This window comes from Cupriavidus sp. 10L43_2, from assembly GCF_056395265.1.
Genome location: NZ_JBFTJE010000004.1, coordinates 163,372 through 183,425 on the forward strand (window position 1 = coordinate 163,372; position 20,054 = coordinate 183,425).

The following is a 20,054-nucleotide window of genomic DNA, read 5'->3' on the forward strand; positions in this document are numbered from 1 at the left end:
CCCGTGAAAGTGGCCCGGCCTGCCCGCCCGGGGCCGAAATGATGGTGGCATGTTCCCTGCGAAAAGGAAGGACGAGCGCGGCGCCGCGATGCTCGTCCCGCAGCACCTTTTCAGCCGGAGCGAAAGCTCCTTTGGAGAACCATCATGAAGATCCCGCCACAGTTGCGCCCCACCGACGCCGCGCCCCTCCACCAGCCTCGTCCTCTTTCGCCTCTCGCGCCCCTCGCCCTGCTCTACCGCATGCGTGGCGGCATCCTGCTGCTCCGCGTGCTGGCGCTCTGCGCCCACACGGCGGTGTATGCGCAGCCCGCGCCGGCCCCGGCCCCGGCCGTCACGCCCGAGCAGAAGTTCTCGCCCGGCTATCTCGAAGCGGTGTCCACCGGCTACGAGAACGGCCAGGCGCTGGGCGCTGTCGAAGGCATCGCCCCGGTGCGCGCGACCCGTACCGAGCGGACCGATCCCGCACCGGCAGCACCTTCCACGCCAATGATCCCGGCTGCCGTGCTGGCCCATCCGCCGGGCTCGCTGCGCCGTGTGACGGCCCATTAACCCGTCCCGGTTGCTCCCCTCCTGCTGCCGAGCAGTCTTTACACGCGCCCGCGCAAGGCTTGCATGGGCGTGAAGCGCACCCGCAGCACCCTAAATCCCGCAAGGCCAGCCCTGACAAGGGCCAGCCGGCGCGGTACGAATCTTGCCCCTCTTCTGGATTGCCAGTAATGGCACACCCGCAACTTCAGGAGATCAGCAATGGGCGACCACAACACCGAGCGTTATCGCCGGGGCCAGACCTGGCGGGCCTTTGAAAATGTCCGCGACGACGACGCTTACGATCCATGGCGCGACGATGCATGGAGCGACAACCGGGGGCTGCGTGCGCGCGATCAGGACTGGCAGCCCGAGTCCGCCAGCGATGAATGGGACGATGCCCGCCGGCGCCAGCGCCTGACCCCGGGACAAACCAGCGACGGCGGCCCGCCCCGCAGCGGCTATGCCGGCGCCTACCGGGACAGCGGCCAATGGCAGGGCAGCAACCTGCGCTACGGGCTCAACGGCGGCTATGCCAGCAGCGACTCCCCCGAAAGCGACGCCCAGCGCCGCCAGCAGGAATACCGCAGCCGCCGCCAGGCCAGCGAGTTTGGCGACTATGGGGACTTCGAGGACTACGGCGGCCCGCAAGGCAATCGCGGCAACCGAGGCTATCAAGGCAATCAGGAAGCACGCGGCTACGGCGGCGAGCGCGGATGGGAACAGGGTCGGGGTCAACGCGACTATCAGCAAGGGCAGCAAGGGCAGCGCGGCCAGCAGGGCTTCGGCAGCGCCGATCAGCAATGGCTGCGCCGCGCCCAGCAGCGCGAACCCTGGCAGGCCGGCGGGTCCGGGCATGACGCCTACTTCAACGACCTGCGCAGCGACACCCGCTACTGGACCGAGCCACGCGACGAGTGGGGAGAATCCCGCCCCTCGGGTGGGTCTGACCGCTACGCTGGCCGCCAGCCCTACGCCCAGTCCTACGGGCGCGACTACCCTGGCACCAGCGCCGGCACCAGCGGCTACGACGAGGAACTCGGCTACCGCTCGCCACGGCGCTGGTCGGACGACGACGATGACCGCGATCAAGGCGAGGAGCACGGCGCGCTCTACAATCTCGGCCACCGGATCGGCGAAGCCGTCAGCAACTTCTTCGGCCACGACGACGATGACATCGACAAGCGCAACGTCCCGCGCGGCTACACCCGCACCGACGAGCGCATTCGCGACCAGATCTGCGAACGGCTGACCTTTACCAGCGGCGTGGATGTGGGCGAAGTCAGCGTCGACGTGGACAAGGGCAAGGTCACGCTATCCGGCACCGTCCATCAGCGGAGCCAGAAATATGCCATCGAGGACATCGCCGATAACACGTTCGGCGTTACCGAAGTCGAAAACAACATCCGCGTCGAGAAGCGCGAAGCGCCCGCCGGCGGCACCAGCGCCGGCTCCAACGGCTGGTGAGTCCATCCCCACCGGCCGGAGCCACCCATGGTGACGCGCCCGGCCGGCCAGCCCCAACCCCAACCGCAGCCCCAGCCACGCTCCTACGCCGGCTGGCTGTGGCTGGTTGCGCTGCTGGCAGCGGGCGCGCTGGGCTGGCCCTACGTCAAACCCTATATAGATAGTGCGCTGTACGCGGTGCGGCTGGCATCGATGCCGGCCCCCACCGCGCTGGCGATGCCGGTGCAGGGCGTGGCCCAGCGCGGGCTGCGGGACACCTGGCACGGGGCGCGCTCCGGCGGGCGCAAGCACGAAGGCATCGACATCTTTGCCGCACGCGGCACGCCGGTGCTGGCCGCCACGGAGGGCATCGTCTCGCGCGTGGGCACCAACAGCCTGGGCGGCAAGGTGGTCTGGGTGCTCGGGCCGGGTCGTCAGATGCACTACTACGCGCATCTGGATGACTATGCCGATGTGAGCATCGGCGACCGCGTGGCGCCGGGCGCAGTGCTCGGCTACGTCGGCACCACCGGCAACGCGCGCGGCACACCGCCGCACCTGCATTTCGGCGTCTACACCGGGACCGGGGCGATCAACCCCTATCCGTTGCTGCGCGCGCCGCCCGTGCCAACTTCCCCGCCATCCTCCTGATCAAGCCGCCAGCCGGAACACGCTGACGCTCTGCTCCATGCGCAGCGCCTGTTCCTGCAGCGCCTCGGCGGCGGCGGCGGCTTCCTCGACCAGCGCGGCGTTCTGCTGCGTGACCTGATCCATCTGCGTCACCGCCTGATTCACCTGCGTGATGCCGCCGCTTTGCTCGTGGGAGGCGCGGCTGATCTCGTCCATCATCGTCGTCACGCGCTGCACGGCCGTGACGATGCGCTCCATGGTCGCGGCGGCCTCCCCGGCCAGCGCCGTGCCCGCCGTCACCCGGCTGGTCGACTGCGAGATCAGCGCGCGGATCTCCTTCGCCGAATGGCCGGCGCGCTGGGCCAGCGTGCGCACCTCGCTGGCCACCACGGCGAAGCCCCGGCCCAGTTCCCCCGCGCGCGCCGCCTCCACGGCCGCGTTCAGCGCCAGGATATTGGTCTGGAAGGCGATGCTGTCGATCACGGCGATGATCTCGACAATCCGCTTCGAATCCGCCTCGATCTCGCCCATGGTCTCGCGCACGCGCGACACCGACTCCCCGCCCGCCACCGCAATCGCCGACGCCTCCGCCGCCAGCGCGCTGGCCTCATTGGCGTTGCCCGCGTTCTGCTGAACGATGGCGGTCAGCTCCTCCATGCTCGCGGCGGTCTGCTCCAGCGACGACGCCTGCTCCTCCGTGCGCTGCGACAGATCGGCATTGCCCTGCGCGATCTGCCCCGCCGCCACCAGCACGTTCTGCGCGCCGTCCTTGGTCTCGCCGATGATGCCGCGCCACGTCTCCACCATCGACATCAGGTGCCGTTTGACGTCGCTCAACTCGTCCCGGCCATGGGCGTCGATGCGCACGGTGAGGTCGCCGGCGTTGATGCGCGCCACCAGCGTCGCCACGTCCTGCACATCGGTGCGCATGCCCTGGCTGAAGCCGGCAAACAGGTAGAGCGCGCCGCCCACCGTGGCCAGCGCGATGACGACCAGCAGCACCAGCTGGCGCTGCTCGGCGGCCACGCGCTGGGCCAGCATCTCGCCCGTCAGCGCGGCGAACTCCTGATTGAGCGCCGACACCGCCTCGATCGCCGCCGTGCCTTCGGAAAAATACGACTTCGCATCGATCGTGATGCCGCTGGAACCCAGCATGCTCACCTTGAGCGTGCGGTAGAAGTTGTCCATCGCGGCCAGCTTGGCGGTGGCGGCTTCCATGCGGTCCTTGAAGGCCGGCGCGCCGCGCTCGGCACGGGCGATGTCGCGCCGCACGGCTTCCAGGCCGTCCTGGATCTGCTCGGCCAGCGCGGCGAGATCGGCCTGCTGGGCTGCATCGGAATAGCCGCCCTGCGCGATGATGCCCGCGCCCCGGCCACGCGCCAGCGCGCTCAGCTCGGCCAGCTTCGGCATCGGGCCGACCATCAGGTTGATCAGGTAATAGGAGCCGGCGTCCGGGTCGAGCGCCAGCGAAGAGCGGTCCGCCACATCGCCAATAAACAGCCGCGTCTGCTTGACCAGCGCGGTATGGCGCTCGAACAGCGGCGCGGCGGGGGTTTCCAGACCGAGCTTGCGGATCTGCGCCCAGGCTTCGTCGAGCTTGGCCGCATCCTGCGTGACGTTGAACGATGTCACGCGCGCCACCTCGGCGCGCAGTGCGCTGAGATGCCCATCGGCCTTGCCGTTGGCGGCATCGAAGGTCGGCCGGAAGGTGGCGTTGCCGAGCAGCAGCCCATTGGCGGCGCCCCGGCGCACCTGCGTCTCGCGCATGAAGTCGAGCGCGCGGCCGACCAGCGTCAGGCCGCGCTGTTCATCCTGCGTGGCACGGATCGACTGTACCGACTGATTCAGCACCGCGACCAGCGCGCCGCAGAGCGGAATCAGGAACAGGATGGTCAGCAGCACCAGCTTGCGCGTGATCGTGAGACGCGCCATCAGATGCTTTGCAGGGGTGAGGAAAGCGGTCACGGGGCTCCTTGATGTCGAGGACTGATTTCACGCTGTATCGGTCCCGATTCGAAGGAATAAAGCCACTTTCCCCGCTATTTTTCGCACTGCACAAACACGGTGCCGCCGCCGCACGCGCACGGTGCGCAAAGCACGGCGGCGGGGCGAAAATCAGGCCGTGGCGCCGCCGTCGAGGCCGATCACCTGACCCGTGATGTAGCGGCCCGCCGGCGAGGCGAGCAGCACGGCCAGACCGGCTACGTCACTCGCCTCAGCGATGCGCCGCATCGGGATGGCACCGCTCAGGGCCTTCTCGCGCTCGGGATCCCCCCACAGCGCGTCGCGCGAAAAATCGGTGCGCACCGGGCCCGGGTTGATGCTGTTCACGTTGATGTTGTGCGGCGCCAGCGTCAGCGCGAAGTTGCGCATCACGGCGTCGATGGCGCCCTTGGAGACGCTGTACAGCGGCAGGAAGGCCGAACCGCGGCGGCCGGCGATGCTCGACATGAAGACGATCGAGCCATCGCGGCGTTCGATCATCTGCGGTGCGAGTGCGTTGACCAGCACAAAATTGCCGCGCACGTTGCCGGCCATCACGTCATCGAACTCTTTCTCGCCCTGCTCCAGCATCGAGCCGACCACGCCGCTGGCGGCGGCGTTGAGCAGGAGGGCATCCACGCGGCCGAAGGTGGACAGCACCTTGTCGGCAAAGGCGCGCACGCTGACGAGGTCGGCGATATCGCAGGGGATGCCGGTGGCGTCGATGCCTTCGGCCTTCAAGGTGGCCGCCACGCGCTCGGACACCGCGCCATCGCGGCCCGAGACCACCACGCGGGCGCCTTGCTGGCCCAGCGCGCGGGCCATCTCGAGCCCCATGCCTTTGGTGGAGCCGGTAATCACCGCGACGCGGCCGGACAGGTCGAACAGATTGGACATAGCAGGAATCTCCTTGGATCGATGGGACGACATGACAACAACGATGCCAGCCACTTATCTTAAATGATGATCAGCATCTATTGAATAAAGTATGGACGTCATCTAAACTGCGGTCAAGGCAAGTTTCAGTCAGATTTCCAGAGGGAGGCGTCAGATGGCGCGCGCATCACGAGCAGTGGCCAGCCAGCACAAGGTGGCCATCGAAGAAGCATCGGCAAAGTTGATCCGGGAACGCGGGCCGCACGCAGTCAGTGTGGCAGAAATCATGGCGAATGCCGGGCTGACCCACGGCGGCTTCTACGGCCATTTCGCGTCGAAGGACGACCTCGTGGCCGTGGCCTGCCGGCGCGCGTTCGAGGAAGGCGACCAGCGCTGGGACCGGCGCATCGCCAGCGCGGACGGCGACCGCCAGGCCGCCCGGCGCGCGCTGGTGGCGGCCTACCTCACCCCCGTGCACCGCGACCACGCCGCCGAGGGCTGCGCCGCCGCCGCGCTGGCCGCCGATGTGGCGCGCGAGGATGCCGACAAACCCGTGCGCCCCGTGTACCGCGAAGGGCTCTCGGCGCTGATCGACAAATGGCGCTCGACTGCCCCGGCCGACCTGCCCGAAGCCGACGCCCGCCAGCAGGCGCTGGTGGAGGTGTCGGCCATGGCCGGCGCGCTGATGCTGGCCCGTGCCACGACCGGCGACCCGCTCTCCGAGGCAATCCTCGATGCCACGCGTGCGTGGCTGCTGGGCGCGGATGTTGACGAACCGGCCGCCGAGCCTGCCCCCGAACCCGCTGCCGGCTGAGGTCGGCGCGGACACCTTTTCTCCACACATCCGACCCACCCAAACCAAGACCCCCATGTTTGCGCAAGCCCTTTCCAGCCGGCTGGACCGGCGCGGCATCCACTATGCGTGGATCGTTGCCGCCATCACCTTCTGCGTGATGCTGACCACTTCCGCCGCGCTCGGCCTGCCCGGCGCGTTCCTGAAACCGCTGACGCAGGAGATGGGCTGGAACACCGACCAGATCTCGTCGATCCTCGCCTTCCGCTTCGCGCTGTTCGGCCTGATGGCGCCGTTCTCGGCCATCCTGATGGAACGCTTCGGCGTGAAGAATGTGGTCTGTGCAGCGCTCGCGCTGATCGCGGGCGGCATGGCGCTGGCCACGGTGGCCACGGAGTTGTGGCAGTTGTTCGTCGCCTGGGGGCTGATGCTCGGCATCGGCTCCGGCATGACCGCGCTGGTGCTGGCCGCCGTGGTGGCCAATCGCTGGTTCACCGCCCGGCGCGGGCTGGTGATCGGCATCCTCACGGCGAGTTCGGCCACCGGCCAGCTTGCGTTCCTGCCGGTTGCGGCATGGCTGATCGAGCATATGGGATGGCGCACGGCGGTGATTCCGGTGCTCGTGGCCTGCGCCGCGCTGGCACTGCTCGTCTTCGCGCTGATGCGCAACCGGCCCGGCGATGTCGGCCTGCCCGCGTTCGGCGAACTGCCCGGCACGGCGCCGGCGCCGTCCGGCCCGCCCATGCCGCTCACGCTGCGCGGCCCCTTCGTCGTGCTGCGCGACGCCGCGCGCACGCAGACCTTCTGGCTGCTGGCCGGCACGTTCTTTATCTGCGGATTGTCCACCAACGGCCTGATCCAGACCCACTTCATCGCCCTGTGCGCGGACTTCGGCATGACGGCGGTACCGGCGGCCTCGGCGCTGGCGATGATGGGCGCATTCGACTTCGTCGGCACGATCCTGTCTGGCTGGCTTTCGGACCGGTACGACAGCCGCAAGCTGCTGTTCTGGTACTACGCGCTGCGCGGCCTCTCGCTGTTCTGGCTGCCGCATTCGGAATTCACACTCTACGGCCTGTCCATCTTCGCGATGTTCTACGGCCTCGACTGGATTGCCACGGTGCCGCCGACGGTGAAGCTGGCTGCCACCACGTTTGGCCGCGAGCGTGCGCCGATGGTGTTCGGCTGGATCTTCGCCGCCCACCAGATCGGCGCGGCCACGGCGGCGTTCGGCGCAGGGCTCTCGCGCACGCTGCTGCTGACCTATTCGCCCGCACTGTACGTGGCGGGCGGAGCCTGCCTGGTGGCTGCGTTGATGGCGCTCGCGGTGCGCCGCAAGGCGCCGGCCGCTACCCCGCCTCAGGCGGCGGCGCAGGCTTAACACCGGCCTCGCCAGGTTCGCCAGCCTGGGCAGGCGGCGGTGCGACGGCCACGAAGGCGTCGATCAGCGCCGCCGCCGGGGCGCGCTTGAGCGCCGACTGCCGCACCAGCACGCCGATCTCGCGGAACAGCGGCGGGCCGGGCATCGGCACTTCCTCGATGTTCGGCGTCTGCCGCAACGGCACCAGATCGGCGGGGATGATCGCGCAGCCGAGTCCCTCGCCCACCATCTGCAGGATCACGGCCGGCTCGTCCAGCTCCATGCCTTCGCGCACCCACAGCCGGTGCCGCTTGAGGTAGCGGTCCACCAGCTGCCCGCCCGTGGAATGCCGGTTGTAGCGGATGAACGGCACGGTGGCGAGCAGCGTCTTCAGGTCCGCCGGGCCGCCCACCGGCGCAATCGCCACAAAGCGCTCGTGCAGCAGCGGCACCCATTTCAGTTCAGGCGGAATCCCCAGACGGGGCTTCACCAGCACGGCGATGTCCAGCTCGCGCGCATCGACCTGGGTCAGCAGCTGCGTGGACATGCCGGGCACGATGTTGACGTGGGTGTCCGGGTAGGCGACGCGGAAGCGCTGCATCGCCTTGGGCAGCAGCGTCGACTGCACCGTGGAGACCGCGCCCAGATCCAGCGGCGCCGTGTCCGGCCGCGCCTGGGCGCTGCCCTTCATCGACTCATAGAGCGCCACGAAGCGCGTGGCGTCCGGCAGCAGTTGCCGGCCCTCCTCGCTCAGCGCGACGGACTTGCCCGAGCGGTCGAACAGCGCGTAGCCGAGATCCTCCTCCAGCCGGCGGATCTGCGTGCTCACCGCCGACTGCGTCAGGCCGAGCCGCGCGCCGGCGGCGGAAAACGACGCCGTCTCGGCGGCCATCAGGAAGGTGCGGAAGTAGCGGATCACGGGCGTCGCAGCGTAGGCAGGCGCATATCGAAATTTCTGATACTCAGACCAGAAATCATTCGTTTCATATTACGAGTTCTGCTGATTACAATCAACGACAGATCAAAACATCCCTGCCCACGAAAGGATTGCCATGAGCACGATGCCCCTGTTCCACCTTGCCTTCCCCGTGCACGACCTTGCCGCCGCGCGCCAGTTCTACGGCGACCTGCTGGGCTGCCCGGAAGGCCGCAGCTCCGACGCCTGGGTCGATTTCGACTTCTACGGCCATCAAGTGGTGGCGCATCTCTCGCCGGACGAATGCGGCCATCGCGGCACCAGTGCGGTCGATGGCGACGATGTGCCGGTACGCCATTTCGGCGCCATCCTGCCGATGGAGACGTGGGAAGCGCTGGCCGACAAGCTGCGCGCCGCCAACACCAAGTTCGTGATCGAGCCGCATGTGCGCTTCAAGGGCCAGGTGGGCGAGCAGGCCACCATGTTCTTCCTGGACCCGTCGGGCAACGCGCTCGAGTTCAAGGCATTCGGCGACCTGAGCCAGGTGTTCGCCAAGTAATCGCCAAGTCGTCCCCATCAAACCCAGACCCACAAGAGAAGAGCGAGACATGACCGAATTCGTTATCCAGCCGGCCCCGCAGGCCAGCGTGGCCGTGGCCGGCAGCCAGGCCCGCTTCCCGATCCGTCGCGTGTTCTGCGTCGGCCGCAACTACGCCGCGCACGCCCGCGAGATGGGCAAGGATCCGGACCGCGAACCGCCGTTCTTCTTCACCAAGCCGGCTGATGCCGTGGTGGCGGCCGGAGGCACCGTGGCCTATCCGCCGCTGACGGAGAATCTGCACCATGAGATCGAACTCGTGGTGGCCATCGGCAAGGGTGGCGCCAACGTCACCCCGGCGCAGGCGCTGGATCTGGTGTGGGGCTATGCGGTCGGCGTCGACCTTACGCGCCGCGACCTGCAGGACGTGGCCAAGAAGATGAGCCGCCCCTGGGACTGGTCGAAGGCGTTCGACGCTTCCGGCCCCTGCGGCCCGCTGCATCCGGTGTCGAAGGTCGGCCATCCGGCCAAGGGCGCGATCTGGCTCAAGGTCAACGGCGAGGCCCGCCAGCAGGGCGACCTCGACGAACTGATCTGGCCCGTGGCCGATGTTATCGCCTATATCTCGGAGAGCATGACGCTGGCCCCGGGTGACGTGATCTTCACCGGCACGCCCGCCGGCGTGGGCGCGCTGAACCCGGGCGACGTGGTCACGGGTGGCGTAGACGGCCTCGGCGAGATCGCTTTCACGATCGGCAAGCGCTGATCCGAGGGTTCGCAAGGTCGCCAGACGGCGCCGATCCACACGGGGATCGGCGCCGTTTTTCTTTATCAATCATCGATTTACGATGTAGACACGCGCGGCACACCAGACACCCCTCTGCCCCACAATCGAAATTTCTTTAAAAAGTCCTTGCCTATCTATCTAGTAGTAGATAATATTTGGCTCATGGACGGCGCTGCACCACCCGGCAAACAGAAACAAGCCCCGCGATGCAGTCCAAGTCCACGCAGTACATGTAGTTGGTTGGTACCGGAAGACGGTCTTTTTTTTAGCCCTGACCCTCTACCTACCAGTAGATAGCAGCAGCAAGGACCGTTACAACGCAGCAAGACATCGGCCCCGCGATCCACCTCTAACCGAGATCGCCCGGTCAAACCAAAGACAAGGAGCAACACCATGAACGCCAAGACCATCCTCTCCGCCGCCGCCCTCGCCGCCGCTTTCGTGACGGGCGCCGCCCAAGCCGCTCCCGGTAACAGCACCGGCGAAGTCTACGGTTACAGCTATCGCGTCAACGACCAGCGCAGCCCCTTCACCGATGGCGCCCGTGCCAGCGGCGTGAACGAACCCCGCAACCCGTTTGTCGACGGTGCCCGCGTGAATGACCAACGCAGCCCGTTCAGCGACGGCGCCCGCGTCGGCAAGACCGACCCGTACACCGATGGTGCCCGCACCGTTGCCGGCCTGGACACCCAGGGCGTCTCGGCCAGCCCGGCCCGCACGGTGGATGCCTTCACCGACGGCGCCCGTGCCGGCAAGTTCGACCCGTACACGGACGGCGCCCGCATCGTGGCTGGCCTGGACCGCACCGGTGTGTCGAGCGAACCGTCGCGCACCTTCGACGTGTACACCGACGGCGCGCTGGCCTGAGCCTAGTGCAGCGCCGCGCGCCCGGTAATCGCCTGGTAGCGAAACCGGGCGCACGGCCTAGATCGAACAAGGAGTTTCATCATGAGTTTGCGTGACAGCGCCCTGATCCTGGGCGGATGGGTAGTGCTCTGCATTGCCAGCGGATCACTGCTTTCTCTCGTCGCGCAGTCGCTGTCGGTCTGATCCGATCTGATCGGCGGCGGCATGAACCGGAGGGTCTCCCATAAGGGAGACAGTCGCCATGAAAACGCAACCCGTACGCGAGCAATTGCTGGAACACGCGTCAGTGCTGATTCGGCGCCGGGGCTACAACGGTTTTAGCTACCGCGATCTGGCGGAGCTGGTTGGCGTCAAGACGTCTAGCATCCATTACTACTTTCCGTCGAAGGACGACCTGGTACTGGAGGTGGTGCGGTGCTACCGCGAGACCGCCACGGCGCGGATCGGGGCCATCGACACCACGCTGCCGCTGGCCGAGCAGGCCCAGCGCTATATCGAGCCGCTGCGTGGCGGCTCGGACAACGGGCAGGTCTGTCTGGTCGGCATGCTGTCCGCCGAGGTGATGATGCTGCCGCCGGCCATCGGCGCGCTGCTGCAGGATCACTTCCGCATGCACGAGGCGTGGATTGCCGAGCTGCTGCGCCGTGCCGAAGCCGAGCGTGGCCAGCCCTACCCGCTGCCGCCGTCGGCCTTCGCCAAGGTGTTGTATGGCGCGATCCAGAACGGGATGATCACGGCGCGGATGTCGGGGTCGAGTGACCGCCTGGACGCGGCGGCGGATATGCTGCTTGGCGCCGTGGCGCACCCCGTGCCGGTATCGGCAAAGGCCGAAGAGGCCGTGGCGGTGTAAGGTCCAACCTCCGGAATCAGGCGCGTGGCGCCCGTCGCTTTGCGGCGGGCGCCTTTGTCGTTTTGGCGGGGGCTTCCTTGGCCGCGACTTTCTTGGCTGGCGCTTTTTTCGCTGCCACCTTCTTTGCCGCGACCTTCTTTGCCGGCACCTTCTTCGCCGGCACCTCCCCCAGATCCAGTTCGATCCATGTCGGCGCATGATCGCTCGCGCGCGCTTCGCCCCGCACCCATTTGTCCACACCGGCATCGACCATGCGCGGCGCCAGTTCGGCATTCAGCAACAGATGGTCGATGCGCAGCCCCGAGTTGGTCTGCCAGTGCTGGCGGAAGTAATCCCAGAAGGTGTAGATGCGCTCGTCCGGGTAGCGCGTGCGCAGGGCGTCCGTCCAGCCTTGCGCCAACAGGCGGCGGTAGCACTCCCGGCTCTCAGGCTGCAGCAGCGCGTCCTTGAGCCACGAGCGCGGGTTGTAGATGTCTTCGTCGGTCGGCACCACGTTGAAGTCGCCGGCCAGCACCACCGGGTGGCCGCTGTCATACAAACCCTGTGCGTGACGGATCAGGCGCTCGAACCACGCCAGCTTGTAGTCGAACTTCGGTCCCGGCTGCGGGTTGCCGTTCGGCAGGTAGAGGCAGGCCACCAGCACGCCGTTGATGGCGGCTTCCAGGTAGCGGCTGTGGGTGTCGGCCTCGTCGCCGGGCAGGCCGCGGCGCGCCTCGATCGGGTCCGTGCCACGGGCGAGGATGGCCACGCCGTTCCACGACTTCTGCCCGTGCCAGATGGCGCCGTAGCCGGCGGCGCGGATCTCGTCGATCGGAAACGCCGTGTCGATGGTCTTCAGTTCCTGGAGACAGGCCACGTCGGGCGCCTCGCGCGCCAGCCAGTCCAGCAGCGCCGGCAGGCGGGTGCGAATGCCGTTGATATTGAAGGTGGCGATCTTGAAGCGGGACATCGGCTCTCCTGTGCGAAGTGGCAACGCCATCGGCAAGTTTCAGCAGGTTTCGATAGCGTCGCGTGCTTTCCTTCCGGCGCAAAGACTGTATATTTATACAGTTCTTTCGTTGCCCTTGCCTGCTGCGCCTTGTCCGCCACATCCACCCCAGAATCGCGTGCTCTGCCCCGCTACACGGTTGCCGTGCGGGCGCTGTGCGAGTTCACAGCCAAGGCGGGTGACCTCGACCTGCGCTTCACGCCTTCGCCCACCGCGCAGGAAGGCGTGGCCGGCCACGGCGTGGTCACGGGCCGGCGCGGCGCGGGCTATGAGGCCGAGGTGTCCCTCTCCGGCACGTTCGAAGGGCTGCACGTGCGGGGCCGCGCCGATGGCTACGACCCCACCGCCAATCGCCTCGAGGAAATCAAGACGGTGCGCGGCGAAGGCGTCGAGGTGCCCGCCAACCACCGGGCACTGCACTGGGCGCAGGCCAAGGTCTACGGCTGGCTGCTATGCCAGACGCGTGGGCTGGCCCAGATCGACATCGCCGTGGTCTATTTCGACATCCTGAGCCAGCGCGAACGCGTGGAGCAGGAGCGCCACGACGCCGCCACGCTGCGTGCCTTCTTCGAGGCCAGTTGCCGACGCTTCCTGCAATGGGCCGAGCGCGAGATCGCCCACCGTCAGGCACGCGATGCCGGGCTGGTGGCGCTGACCTTCCCGCATGGCGATTTCCGGCCCGGCCAGCGCGTGCTGGCGGAGTCGGTCTACAAGGCCAATGTGGCGGCGCGCACGCTGCTGGCGCAGGCGCCCACGGGCATCGGCAAGTCGATCGGCACGGTGTTTCCGGCGCTGAAGTCGATGCCAGGGCAGCGCCTCGACAAGCTGTTCTTCCTCTCCGCCCGCACCACGGGCCGCGCGGTGGCATTGCAGGCCGCCGCACAACTTCGGGGCGAGGGCGACCGGGGTTGCGACCCATTGCCCCTGCGCGTGCTGGAGCTGACCGCCCGCGACAAGGCGTGCGAACACCCCGATCTGGCCTGCCACGGCGAATCCTGCCCGCTCGCGCAGGGCTTCTACGACCGCCTGCCCGCCGCCCGCGAAGCCGCCGCCGCCGTGCCGCTGCTGGACCGGGACGCCGTGCGCGGGATCGCCCGCCAGCACAGCGTCTGCCCCTACTACCTCGCCCAGGAGATGATCCGCTGGAGCGATCTGGTCGTGGCGGACTACAACTACTACTTCGACCGCAGCGCCATGCTGTACGCGCTGACCGTGCTGAACGGCTGGCGCGCCAGCGTGCTGGTGGACGAGGCCCACAATCTGGTGGAGCGCGGTCGCGCCATGTACACGGCCACGCTCGACCCCGCGGCCTTCCGGGGCGCGCGGCTGGCTGCGCCCAAGGCGCTGTCGCGGCCGGTGAACTGCGTCCATCGGGCATGGCAGGCGCTGGCGCGGGCCGAATCGTCAACCCGCGCGAACTTCGAAACCCACTCGACTGCCCCCACCGCGCTGGTGGAGGCGCTGGCCCAGCTATGCGGCGCGATCCTCGAACATCTGAGCGCCCATCCCGGCCAGCACGACGCCACGCTGGAGCGCTTCTACTTCGACGCCCTGCACTTCCTGCGCCTGACCGAACAGCTACCCGACCACGGGGGCCAGCACTCGCTGTTCGAGATCACGCGCACGCCCGGCCCGCGCGGCGGCGTGCAGGCCCAGCTCTGCGTGCGCAACCTGCTGCCCGCGCCGTTCCTGCGTCCGCGCTTTGCCGGCGCGCATGCCACCACGCTGTTCTCGGCCACGCTCCAGCCGGCGGACTACTACACCGACATGCTCGGCCTGCCCGCCAGCGCGGTCTGGGTGGAGGTGCCCTCGCCCTTCCACGCGGACCAGCTCGACGTGCACATCGCCCGCCACATCTCCACGCGCTATACCCAGCGCCAGCGCTCGCTGCCGGCCATCGTGCAGTTGATGGCCGACCAGTACGCGCGGCGGCCCGGTAACTACCTCGCCTTCTTCAGCAGCCACGACTACCTGCGTCAGGCTGCCGATCTGCTGGCCGCGCAGCATCCGGAGATTCCGATCTGGGCCCAGGCGCGCGGCATGGACGAGGCGGGGCAGGCCGCGTTCCTCGGCCAGTTCGCGCCGGGCGGGCGCGGCATCGGCTTCGCGGTGCTGGGCGGGGTGTTCTCGGAAGGCGTGGACCTGCCCGGCGACCGTCTGATCGGCGCCTTCGTGGCCACACTGGGGTTGCCGCAGGTCAATGATGTGAACGAGCAGTTGCGCGAGCGCATGGCAGCCGCGTTTGGCGACGGCTACGCCTATGCCTACCTGTATCCGGGGCTGCGCAAGGTGGTGCAGGCCGCCGGGCGGGTCATCCGCACGCGTGAGGATCGGGGCGTGGTGTGGCTGATCGACGACCGCTTCGGCCGGCCGGAAGTGCAGGCGTTGCTGCCGGCGTGGTGGGAAATCGACACCCCGGCACGTAAATCTGTCGCGCCGATGGCAAAAACCGGCATCGGCACGCCGCACGCGCCGGCGCTGCCACTGGCAGAATGACGGCAGCGCCTCTGGCGCGGTTCTCGCTTGCCCTTACTTGCCCCAAAGGGGGTAAGCCTCGACGGAGACCCAAGAATGAGCATGACCAAGGCCTTTGCCGCCACCGAGCCCACCCGCGCGGAGATCGACGCGCTGCCGGGTGCCACGCTGCTGGAGTTCGGCGCGCCGTGGTGCGGCTTCTGCATGCGCGCCCAGCCGCTGATCGAGACCGCGTTCGGCAAGCATCCGGCCATCCGGCACATCAAGGTCGAAGACGGCAGCGGGCGCCCGCTCGGCCGCGCGTTCCGCGTGAAGCTGTGGCCGACGCTGGTGTTCCTGCGCGATGGCCAGGAAGTGGCCCGGCTGGTGCGCCCTGCCGACGCGCAGGCGATTGCCGAGGCGATGGCGCAGATCGACGGCGCGTCAGTGACGCACTGATCACACCGATCAAGCCTCCAGCGGCATCGCGCTGGTGCATTTGATCTCGTCCAGGCAGACGCTGGACTTGACCCCGCTCACGCCGGGAATGCGCATCAGCGTGTCCAGCAGGAAGTCGGACAGCGACTTCAGGTCCTTGGCCACCACCTTCAGCACGTAGTCGATATCGCCGGTGACGGAGAAGCACTCCTGGATCTGGGCGAGTTCCGCCACCAGCCCCTTGAACTTCGACAGGTCGCGGATATGACCGCGCTCCATCGTCACATGGATGAACGCGGTGACGCCAAAGCCGAGCGCGGTGCTGTCCAGCCGCGCCTCGTAGCGCTTGATGATGCCGTTCTCCTCCAGGCGCCGGTGACGCCGCAGCGTCTGCGCCGGAGACAGGCTGATCGCCTCCGCCAGCTCCAGATTGCTGGCCCGTCCGTTCTCCTGCAGCACCCCCAGCAAGCGGCGATCCGTGCGGTCTAGCTCGGTATTCTGCATTTCCGTTTCCTCAGAACGCGATTTCGCGAAATCTTATCTCATATTTCAGGGTTTCCCTGCGTCCCGAACGAAATCCTATTTACTGGCGCGGGTTATACACTCGATTCCAGTTCGGACGGCTTTGAAAGTCGCTGAAATACGATTGCCAGCCCCGTGCTGGACTCCCTTGCCCCCACTTCCTTGTAGAGCACACCATGGCCGATCTCTTTGAAAACCCGATGCAGCTGATGGGCTTCGAGTTCGTCGAATTCGCTTCGCCGACGCCGAACGTTCTGGAGCCCCTGTTCGAAAAGATGGGCTTCTCGCTGGTGGCCCGCCACCGCTCCAAGGATGTGCTGCTGTACCGCCAGGGCGACATCAATTTCGTCATCAACAACGAGCCACACAGCGAGGCCGCCTATTTCGCCGCCGAGCACGGCCCGAGCGCCTGCGGCATGGCCTTCCGCGTGAAGGACTCCCACAAGGCGTACAACCGCGCGCTGATGCTGGGCGCCCAGCCGATCGAGATCGCCACGGGCCCGATGGAGCTGCGCCTGCCCGCGATCAAGGGCATCGGCGGCGCACCGCTGTACCTGATCGACCGCTTCGAGGACGGCAAGTCGATCTATGACATCGACTTCGAATTCCTGGACGGTGTGGACCGCCGCCCGGTGGGCCATGGCTTGCGCCTGATCGATCACCTGACGCACAACGTCTACCGTGGCCGCATGGCTTACTGGGCGAACTTCTACGAACGCCTGTTCAACTTCCGCGAAATCCGCTACTTCGACATCCAGGGCGAGTACACCGGCCTGACCTCGAAGGCGATGACGGCGCCGGACGGCAAGATCCGCATTCCGCTGAACGAGGAGTCGTCCAAGGGCAGCGGCCAGATCGAGGAATTCCTGATGGCGTTCAATGGCGAGGGCATCCAGCACATCGCCTTCCTGACGGACAACCTGATCGAGGTCATCGACAACCTGCAACTGGCCGGCGTGGAGCTGATGACGGCGCCGAACGACTATTACTACGACGCGCTGGCCAACCGCCTGCCGGACCACGGCCAGCCGGTGGACCAGCTCAAGGCGCGCGGCATCCTGCTGGACGGCACCACCGAGGGCGGCAAGCCCCGCCTGCTGCTCCAGATCTTCTCGAAGGCCGCGCTGGGCCCGGTGTTCTTCGAATACATCCAGCGTGCCGGCGACGAAGGCTTCGGCGAAGGCAACTTCAAGGCGCTCTTCGAATCGCTCGAGCGCGACCAGATCGAGCGCGGCACGCTCAAGGTCTGACCCTCCCTCCGTTTCCCGTTTCACCTGTTTCACCTGGTCCGGCGTCCTCCCGGGACGCCTGACCCCTCCCCGCCGCCGGAGCTACCCGCGCCGGCGGCCTTTTCATAGCGTCCGACCTCCCGGGTCAAAAGAGACGTGATCGCCATTCCACCAGAGTGGCCAGATAGGTAGAGGACACAAACCCATGCACGCCCCCCAACAGGACGGCACGCTTCAGCGTGGCCTGAAGAATCGTCACATCCAGCTGATTGCCCTTGGTGGCGCCATCGGCACCGGGCTGTTCCTGGGCATCGCCCAGACCATCAAGATGGCCGGCCCGGCCGTGCTGCTCGGCTACGCGCTGGCCGGCATCGTCGCGTTTTTCATCATGCGCCAGCTTGGCGAGATGGTGGTGGACGAGCCCGTCGCCGGCTCCTTCAGCTACTTCGCCAATAAATACTGCGGCCACTTCGCCGGGTTCATGTCCGGCTGGAATTACTGGGTGCTCTACATCCTGGTGAGCATGGCCGAGCTGTCGGCCGTGGGCATCTACGTGCAGTACTGGTGGCCGGAGCTGCCCACGTGGATCTCCGCGCTGGCGTTCTTCGTGCTGATCAACGTAATCAACCTGTCGAGCGTGAAGTCGTTCGGCGAGATGGAATTCTGGTTCTCGATCATCAAGGTGACGGCCATCGTCGGCATGATCGGCTTTGGCGGCTATCTGCTGATGTCCGGCGGCGCGGGCCCGGAGGCCTCCGTGGCCAACCTGTGGCAGCACGGCGGCTTCTTCCCGAACGGGCTGGGCGGCCTGGTGATGGCGATGGCCGTGATCATGTTCTCGTTCGGCGGCCTGGAACTGGTGGGCATTACCGCCGCCGAGGCGGACAACCCCGAGAAGAGCATCCCCAAGGCCACCAATCAGGTGATCTACCGCATCCTGATCTTCTACGTGGGCGCCCTGGCGGTGCTGCTGTCGCTGTACCCGTGGGAGAAGGTGGTCACTGGCGGCAGCCCGTTCGTGCTGATCTTCCATGCGCTGGATAGCGCGGCGGTGGCCCATGTGCTGAACCTGGTGGTGCTGACGGCGGCGCTGTCGGTCTATAACAGCGGCGTCTACTGCAACAGCCGCATGCTGCTGGGCCTGGCGCAGCAGGGCAACGCACCCAAGGCGCTGATGAAGGTGAACCGCCGCGGCATTCCGCTGGCCGCGCTGGGCGTGTCCGCGCTGGCCACCGGCGCCTGCGTGCTGATCAACTACTTCATGCCGGGCGAAGCCTTCGAACTGCTGATGGGCCTGGTGGTATCGGCCCTGATCATCAACTGGGCCATGATCAGCCTGATTCACCTGAAGTTCCGCCGCGACAAGCGCCTGGCCGGCCAGACCACGCGCTTCCAGAGCCTGGGCTATCCGCTAACCAACTACCTGACCCTCGCCTTCCTCGCCGGCATCCTTTATGTGATGTATCTGACACCCGGCCTGCGGATCTCGGTCTACCTGATTCCGGTATGGCTTGGCGTACTTGGCGTAAGCTATCGCCTCCGGCAAAAGAACGCCGCCGCCGCGCTGCGCGCCCCGAGCGTGCAGGCGCAATGAGTCTCCGCCCCCTGAAACACAGCCAGAGCTTTCCCATGTTCGAACACATCGAAGCCTTTCCGGGCGATCCGATCCTCTCGCTCAACGAGGACTTCCAGCAGGACCCGCGTACCAACAAGGTCAACCTGAGCATCGGCATCTATTTCGACGGCGAAGGCCGTCTGCCGGTGATGCAGGCCGTGGCCGAAGCCGAAGCCGCGCTGCTCGCGGACATGGGCCCGCGCCCCTACCTGCCGATGGCCGGCATTCCCGGCTACCGCCAGGCCGTGCAGGCGCTGGTGTTTGGCGAAGACTGCGCGGCCCGCGCCGAAGGCCGCATCGCCACGCTGCAGACGCTGGGCGGCTCCGGCGCGCTGCGCGTGGGTGCCGACTTCCTGAAGCGCTACTTCCCCACCGCGCAGATGTGGATCAGCGACCCGAGCTGGGAGAACCACCGCGTGGTCTTCGAGCGCGCCGGCTTCCAGGTCAATGCGTACCCGTACTACGACCCCGCCACGGGCGGCCTGCAGTTCGACGCCATGCTCGCGGCCATCGAAGCCATTCCGCAAGGTGGCATCGTGCTGCTGCACGCCTGCTGCCACAACCCGACCGGCGTGGACCTGAACCAGGACCAGTGGCGCCAGGTCATCGCGGTGCTCAAGGCGCGCAAGCTGCTGCCCTTCGTGGACATGGCCTACCAGGGCTTTGGCGCGGGGCTCGACGACGACGCCTTCGCCGTGCGCGAACTGGCCCGCCAGAACGTGCCGGCGCTGGTGGCCAACTCGTTCTCGAAGAACTTCTCGCTGTACGGCGAGCGTTGCGGCGGCCTGAGCGTGATCTGCCAGAGCGCCGACGAAGCCAGCCGCGTGCTGGGCCAGCTGACCGGCGCCGTGCGCGCCAACTACAGCAACCCGCCCACCCACGGCGCCCGCGTCGTCGCCCGCGTCCTGACCACGCCCGCCCTGCGCGCCAGCTGGGAGCAGGAACTGGCCGCCATGTGCGAGCGCATCGCCCACATGCGCCAGGCCATCCACGACAAACTGCGCGACCACGTCAGCGGCGAGGCCCTCTCCCGCTACATCACCCAGCGCGGCATGTTCACCTACACCGGCCTCTCCGCCGATCAGGTCGAACGCCTGAAGGCCGAGCACGGCGTGTACATCCTCCGTTCCGGCCGCATGTGCGTGGCGGGGCTGAACGAGCGCAATGTGGGGGTGGTGGCGAGTGCGATCGGGGACGTGTTGAAGGGGTGAAAGCCTTTCCGCTTGTGCAGCATGCG

The 20,054-nt window shown here is 67.3% G+C and carries 19 protein-coding genes; 14 read left to right on the forward strand and 5 right to left on the reverse strand.

The genetic code is table 11. The features are described from left to right. The first annotated feature begins 144 nt into the window (after positions 1-144). From AC1DEL_RS07505 to AC1DEL_RS07515, 3 genes are all read left to right on the forward strand, one after another. Positions 145-549 (forward strand): hypothetical protein, encoded by a 405-nt coding sequence (locus AC1DEL_RS07505; protein ID WP_477125664.1) that lies wholly within the window; start codon positions 145-147, stop codon positions 547-549. A 198-nt stretch (positions 550-747) separates the two neighbouring features. Next, positions 748-1,992 carry a BON domain-containing protein gene (locus tag AC1DEL_RS07510; protein ID WP_477125665.1) on the forward strand — a complete coding sequence of 415 codons (1,245 nt, stop codon included), beginning with the start codon at positions 748-750 and terminating at the stop codon, positions 1,990-1,992. Between the two features lie 27 nt (positions 1,993-2,019). Next, positions 2,020-2,622: a M23 family metallopeptidase gene (locus AC1DEL_RS07515; protein ID WP_477125666.1), complete on the forward strand. Its 603-nt coding sequence runs from the start codon at positions 2,020-2,022 to the stop codon at positions 2,620-2,622. On the opposite strand, the gene AC1DEL_RS07520 is transcribed toward AC1DEL_RS07515, so the two are convergent. Both AC1DEL_RS07520 and AC1DEL_RS07525 read right to left on the reverse strand, forming a co-directional pair. Next, entirely contained in the window at positions 2,623-4,533 is a 1,911-nt protein-coding gene (locus tag AC1DEL_RS07520) for a methyl-accepting chemotaxis protein (RefSeq protein WP_477125667.1), read from the reverse strand. A gap of 183 nt (positions 4,534-4,716) precedes the next feature. Then, a complete protein-coding gene (locus AC1DEL_RS07525) occupies positions 4,717-5,481 on the reverse strand; it encodes an SDR family NAD(P)-dependent oxidoreductase (protein WP_477110117.1) in 765 nt (254 codons plus the stop codon). 154 nt (positions 5,482-5,635) lie between these two features. Between AC1DEL_RS07525 and AC1DEL_RS07530 the strand changes: the two genes are divergently transcribed. Both AC1DEL_RS07530 and AC1DEL_RS07535 read left to right on the forward strand, forming a co-directional pair. Further along, on the forward strand, positions 5,636-6,274 hold the full coding sequence (locus AC1DEL_RS07530; protein ID WP_441592777.1) for a TetR/AcrR family transcriptional regulator: 639 nt from the start codon (positions 5,636-5,638) through the stop codon (positions 6,272-6,274). A gap of 55 nt (positions 6,275-6,329) precedes the next feature. Further along, positions 6,330-7,634 (forward strand): MFS transporter, encoded by a 1,305-nt coding sequence (locus AC1DEL_RS07535; protein ID WP_477125668.1) that lies wholly within the window; start codon positions 6,330-6,332, stop codon positions 7,632-7,634. On the opposite strand, the gene AC1DEL_RS07540 is transcribed toward AC1DEL_RS07535, so the two are convergent. Further along, positions 7,603-8,532, reverse strand: coding sequence for a LysR family transcriptional regulator (locus AC1DEL_RS07540; protein ID WP_092294767.1), 930 nt, complete (start codon positions 8,530-8,532; stop codon positions 7,603-7,605). The two genes, AC1DEL_RS07535 and AC1DEL_RS07540, sit on opposite strands and share 32 nt — an antisense overlap. Positions 8,533-8,665: 133 nt before the next feature. On the opposite strand from AC1DEL_RS07540, the gene AC1DEL_RS07545 reads away from it, so the two are divergent. The 4 genes from AC1DEL_RS07545 (at position 8,666) to AC1DEL_RS07560 (ending at position 11,571) form a co-directional block, all read left to right on the forward strand. Then, on the forward strand, positions 8,666-9,088 hold the full coding sequence (locus AC1DEL_RS07545; RefSeq protein WP_092294765.1) for a VOC family protein: 423 nt from the start codon (positions 8,666-8,668) through the stop codon (positions 9,086-9,088). 49 nt (positions 9,089-9,137) lie between these two features. After that, positions 9,138-9,833: a fumarylacetoacetate hydrolase family protein gene (locus AC1DEL_RS07550; protein ID WP_477113053.1), complete on the forward strand. Its 696-nt coding sequence runs from the start codon at positions 9,138-9,140 to the stop codon at positions 9,831-9,833. Positions 9,834-10,247: 414 nt separating this feature from the next. After that, positions 10,248-10,721: a copper resistance protein CopQ gene (locus AC1DEL_RS07555; protein WP_441643713.1), complete on the forward strand. Its 474-nt coding sequence runs from the start codon at positions 10,248-10,250 to the stop codon at positions 10,719-10,721. A 241-nt stretch (positions 10,722-10,962) separates the two neighbouring features. Beyond that, the gene (locus AC1DEL_RS07560) at positions 10,963-11,571 is read left to right on the forward strand and encodes a TetR/AcrR family transcriptional regulator (RefSeq protein ID WP_092294759.1); all 609 of its coding nucleotides are present in this window, start codon (positions 10,963-10,965) and stop codon (positions 11,569-11,571) included. A gap of 16 nt (positions 11,572-11,587) precedes the next feature. Here the strand turns inward: AC1DEL_RS07560 and xth are convergent, their stop codons facing one another. Then, positions 11,588-12,520, reverse strand: a complete 933-nt coding sequence (gene xth / locus AC1DEL_RS07565; RefSeq protein ID WP_477125669.1) for an exodeoxyribonuclease III — start codon at positions 12,518-12,520, stop codon at positions 11,588-11,590. Between the two features lie 129 nt (positions 12,521-12,649). On the opposite strand from xth, the gene AC1DEL_RS07570 reads away from it, so the two are divergent. Continuing rightward, positions 12,650-15,055, forward strand: coding sequence for an ATP-dependent DNA helicase (locus AC1DEL_RS07570; protein WP_477125670.1), 2,406 nt, complete (start codon positions 12,650-12,652; stop codon positions 15,053-15,055). 75 nt (positions 15,056-15,130) lie between these two features. Next, entirely contained in the window at positions 15,131-15,472 is a 342-nt protein-coding gene (locus AC1DEL_RS07575) for a thioredoxin family protein (RefSeq protein ID WP_477105265.1), read from the forward strand. A 9-nt stretch (positions 15,473-15,481) separates the two neighbouring features. Here AC1DEL_RS07575 and AC1DEL_RS07580 read toward each other — a convergent pair whose 3' ends face one another. After that, positions 15,482-15,955 (reverse strand): Lrp/AsnC family transcriptional regulator, encoded by a 474-nt coding sequence (locus tag AC1DEL_RS07580; protein ID WP_092294753.1) that lies wholly within the window; start codon positions 15,953-15,955, stop codon positions 15,482-15,484. Positions 15,956-16,149: 194 nt separating this feature from the next. On the opposite strand from AC1DEL_RS07580, the gene hppD reads away from it, so the two are divergent. From hppD to AC1DEL_RS07595, 3 genes are all read left to right on the forward strand, one after another. Next, positions 16,150-17,223, forward strand: coding sequence for a 4-hydroxyphenylpyruvate dioxygenase (gene hppD, locus AC1DEL_RS07585; RefSeq protein ID WP_092294752.1), 1,074 nt, complete (start codon positions 16,150-16,152; stop codon positions 17,221-17,223). 184 nt (positions 17,224-17,407) lie between these two features. After that, the gene (locus tag AC1DEL_RS07590) at positions 17,408-18,796 is read left to right on the forward strand and encodes an amino acid permease (protein ID WP_454757951.1); all 1,389 of its coding nucleotides are present in this window, start codon (positions 17,408-17,410) and stop codon (positions 18,794-18,796) included. A gap of 35 nt (positions 18,797-18,831) precedes the next feature. Beyond that, a complete protein-coding gene (locus AC1DEL_RS07595; RefSeq protein ID WP_477125671.1) occupies positions 18,832-20,028 on the forward strand; it encodes an amino acid aminotransferase in 1,197 nt (398 codons plus the stop codon). The last annotated feature ends 26 nt before the right edge of the window (positions 20,029-20,054 follow it).

What these genes read in the sequence shown, in the direction of transcription:
- AC1DEL_RS07595 (WP_477125671.1), top strand. Translation starts at nt 18,832, where the DNA reads ATGTTCGAACACATCGAAGCCTTTCCGGGCGATCCGATCCTCTCGCTC.
- hppD (WP_092294752.1), top strand. Translation starts at nt 16,150, where the DNA reads ATGGCCGATCTCTTTGAAAACCCGATGCAGCTGATGGGCTTCGAGTTC.
- AC1DEL_RS07530 (WP_441592777.1), top strand. Translation starts at nt 5,636, where the DNA reads ATGGCGCGCGCATCACGAGCAGTGGCCAGCCAGCACAAGGTGGCCATC.
- xth (WP_477125669.1), bottom strand. Translation starts at nt 12,520, where the DNA reads ATGTCCCGCTTCAAGATCGCCACCTTCAATATCAACGGCATTCGCACC.
- AC1DEL_RS07580 (WP_092294753.1), bottom strand. Translation starts at nt 15,955, where the DNA reads ATGCAGAATACCGAGCTAGACCGCACGGATCGCCGCTTGCTGGGGGTG.
- AC1DEL_RS07525 (WP_477110117.1), bottom strand. Translation starts at nt 5,481, where the DNA reads ATGTCCAATCTGTTCGACCTGTCCGGCCGCGTCGCGGTGATTACCGGC.
- AC1DEL_RS07505 (WP_477125664.1), top strand. Translation starts at nt 145, where the DNA reads ATGAAGATCCCGCCACAGTTGCGCCCCACCGACGCCGCGCCCCTCCAC.
- AC1DEL_RS07560 (WP_092294759.1), top strand. Translation starts at nt 10,963, where the DNA reads ATGAAAACGCAACCCGTACGCGAGCAATTGCTGGAACACGCGTCAGTG.
- AC1DEL_RS07590 (WP_454757951.1), top strand. Translation starts at nt 17,408, where the DNA reads ATGCACGCCCCCCAACAGGACGGCACGCTTCAGCGTGGCCTGAAGAAT.
- AC1DEL_RS07515 (WP_477125666.1), top strand. Translation starts at nt 2,020, where the DNA reads ATGGTGACGCGCCCGGCCGGCCAGCCCCAACCCCAACCGCAGCCCCAG.
- AC1DEL_RS07510 (WP_477125665.1), top strand. Translation starts at nt 748, where the DNA reads ATGGGCGACCACAACACCGAGCGTTATCGCCGGGGCCAGACCTGGCGG.
- AC1DEL_RS07545 (WP_092294765.1), top strand. Translation starts at nt 8,666, where the DNA reads ATGAGCACGATGCCCCTGTTCCACCTTGCCTTCCCCGTGCACGACCTT.
- AC1DEL_RS07550 (WP_477113053.1), top strand. Translation starts at nt 9,138, where the DNA reads ATGACCGAATTCGTTATCCAGCCGGCCCCGCAGGCCAGCGTGGCCGTG.
- AC1DEL_RS07535 (WP_477125668.1), top strand. Translation starts at nt 6,330, where the DNA reads ATGTTTGCGCAAGCCCTTTCCAGCCGGCTGGACCGGCGCGGCATCCAC.
- AC1DEL_RS07555 (WP_441643713.1), top strand. Translation starts at nt 10,248, where the DNA reads ATGAACGCCAAGACCATCCTCTCCGCCGCCGCCCTCGCCGCCGCTTTC.
- AC1DEL_RS07575 (WP_477105265.1), top strand. Translation starts at nt 15,131, where the DNA reads ATGAGCATGACCAAGGCCTTTGCCGCCACCGAGCCCACCCGCGCGGAG.
- AC1DEL_RS07520 (WP_477125667.1), bottom strand. Translation starts at nt 4,533, where the DNA reads ATGGCGCGTCTCACGATCACGCGCAAGCTGGTGCTGCTGACCATCCTG.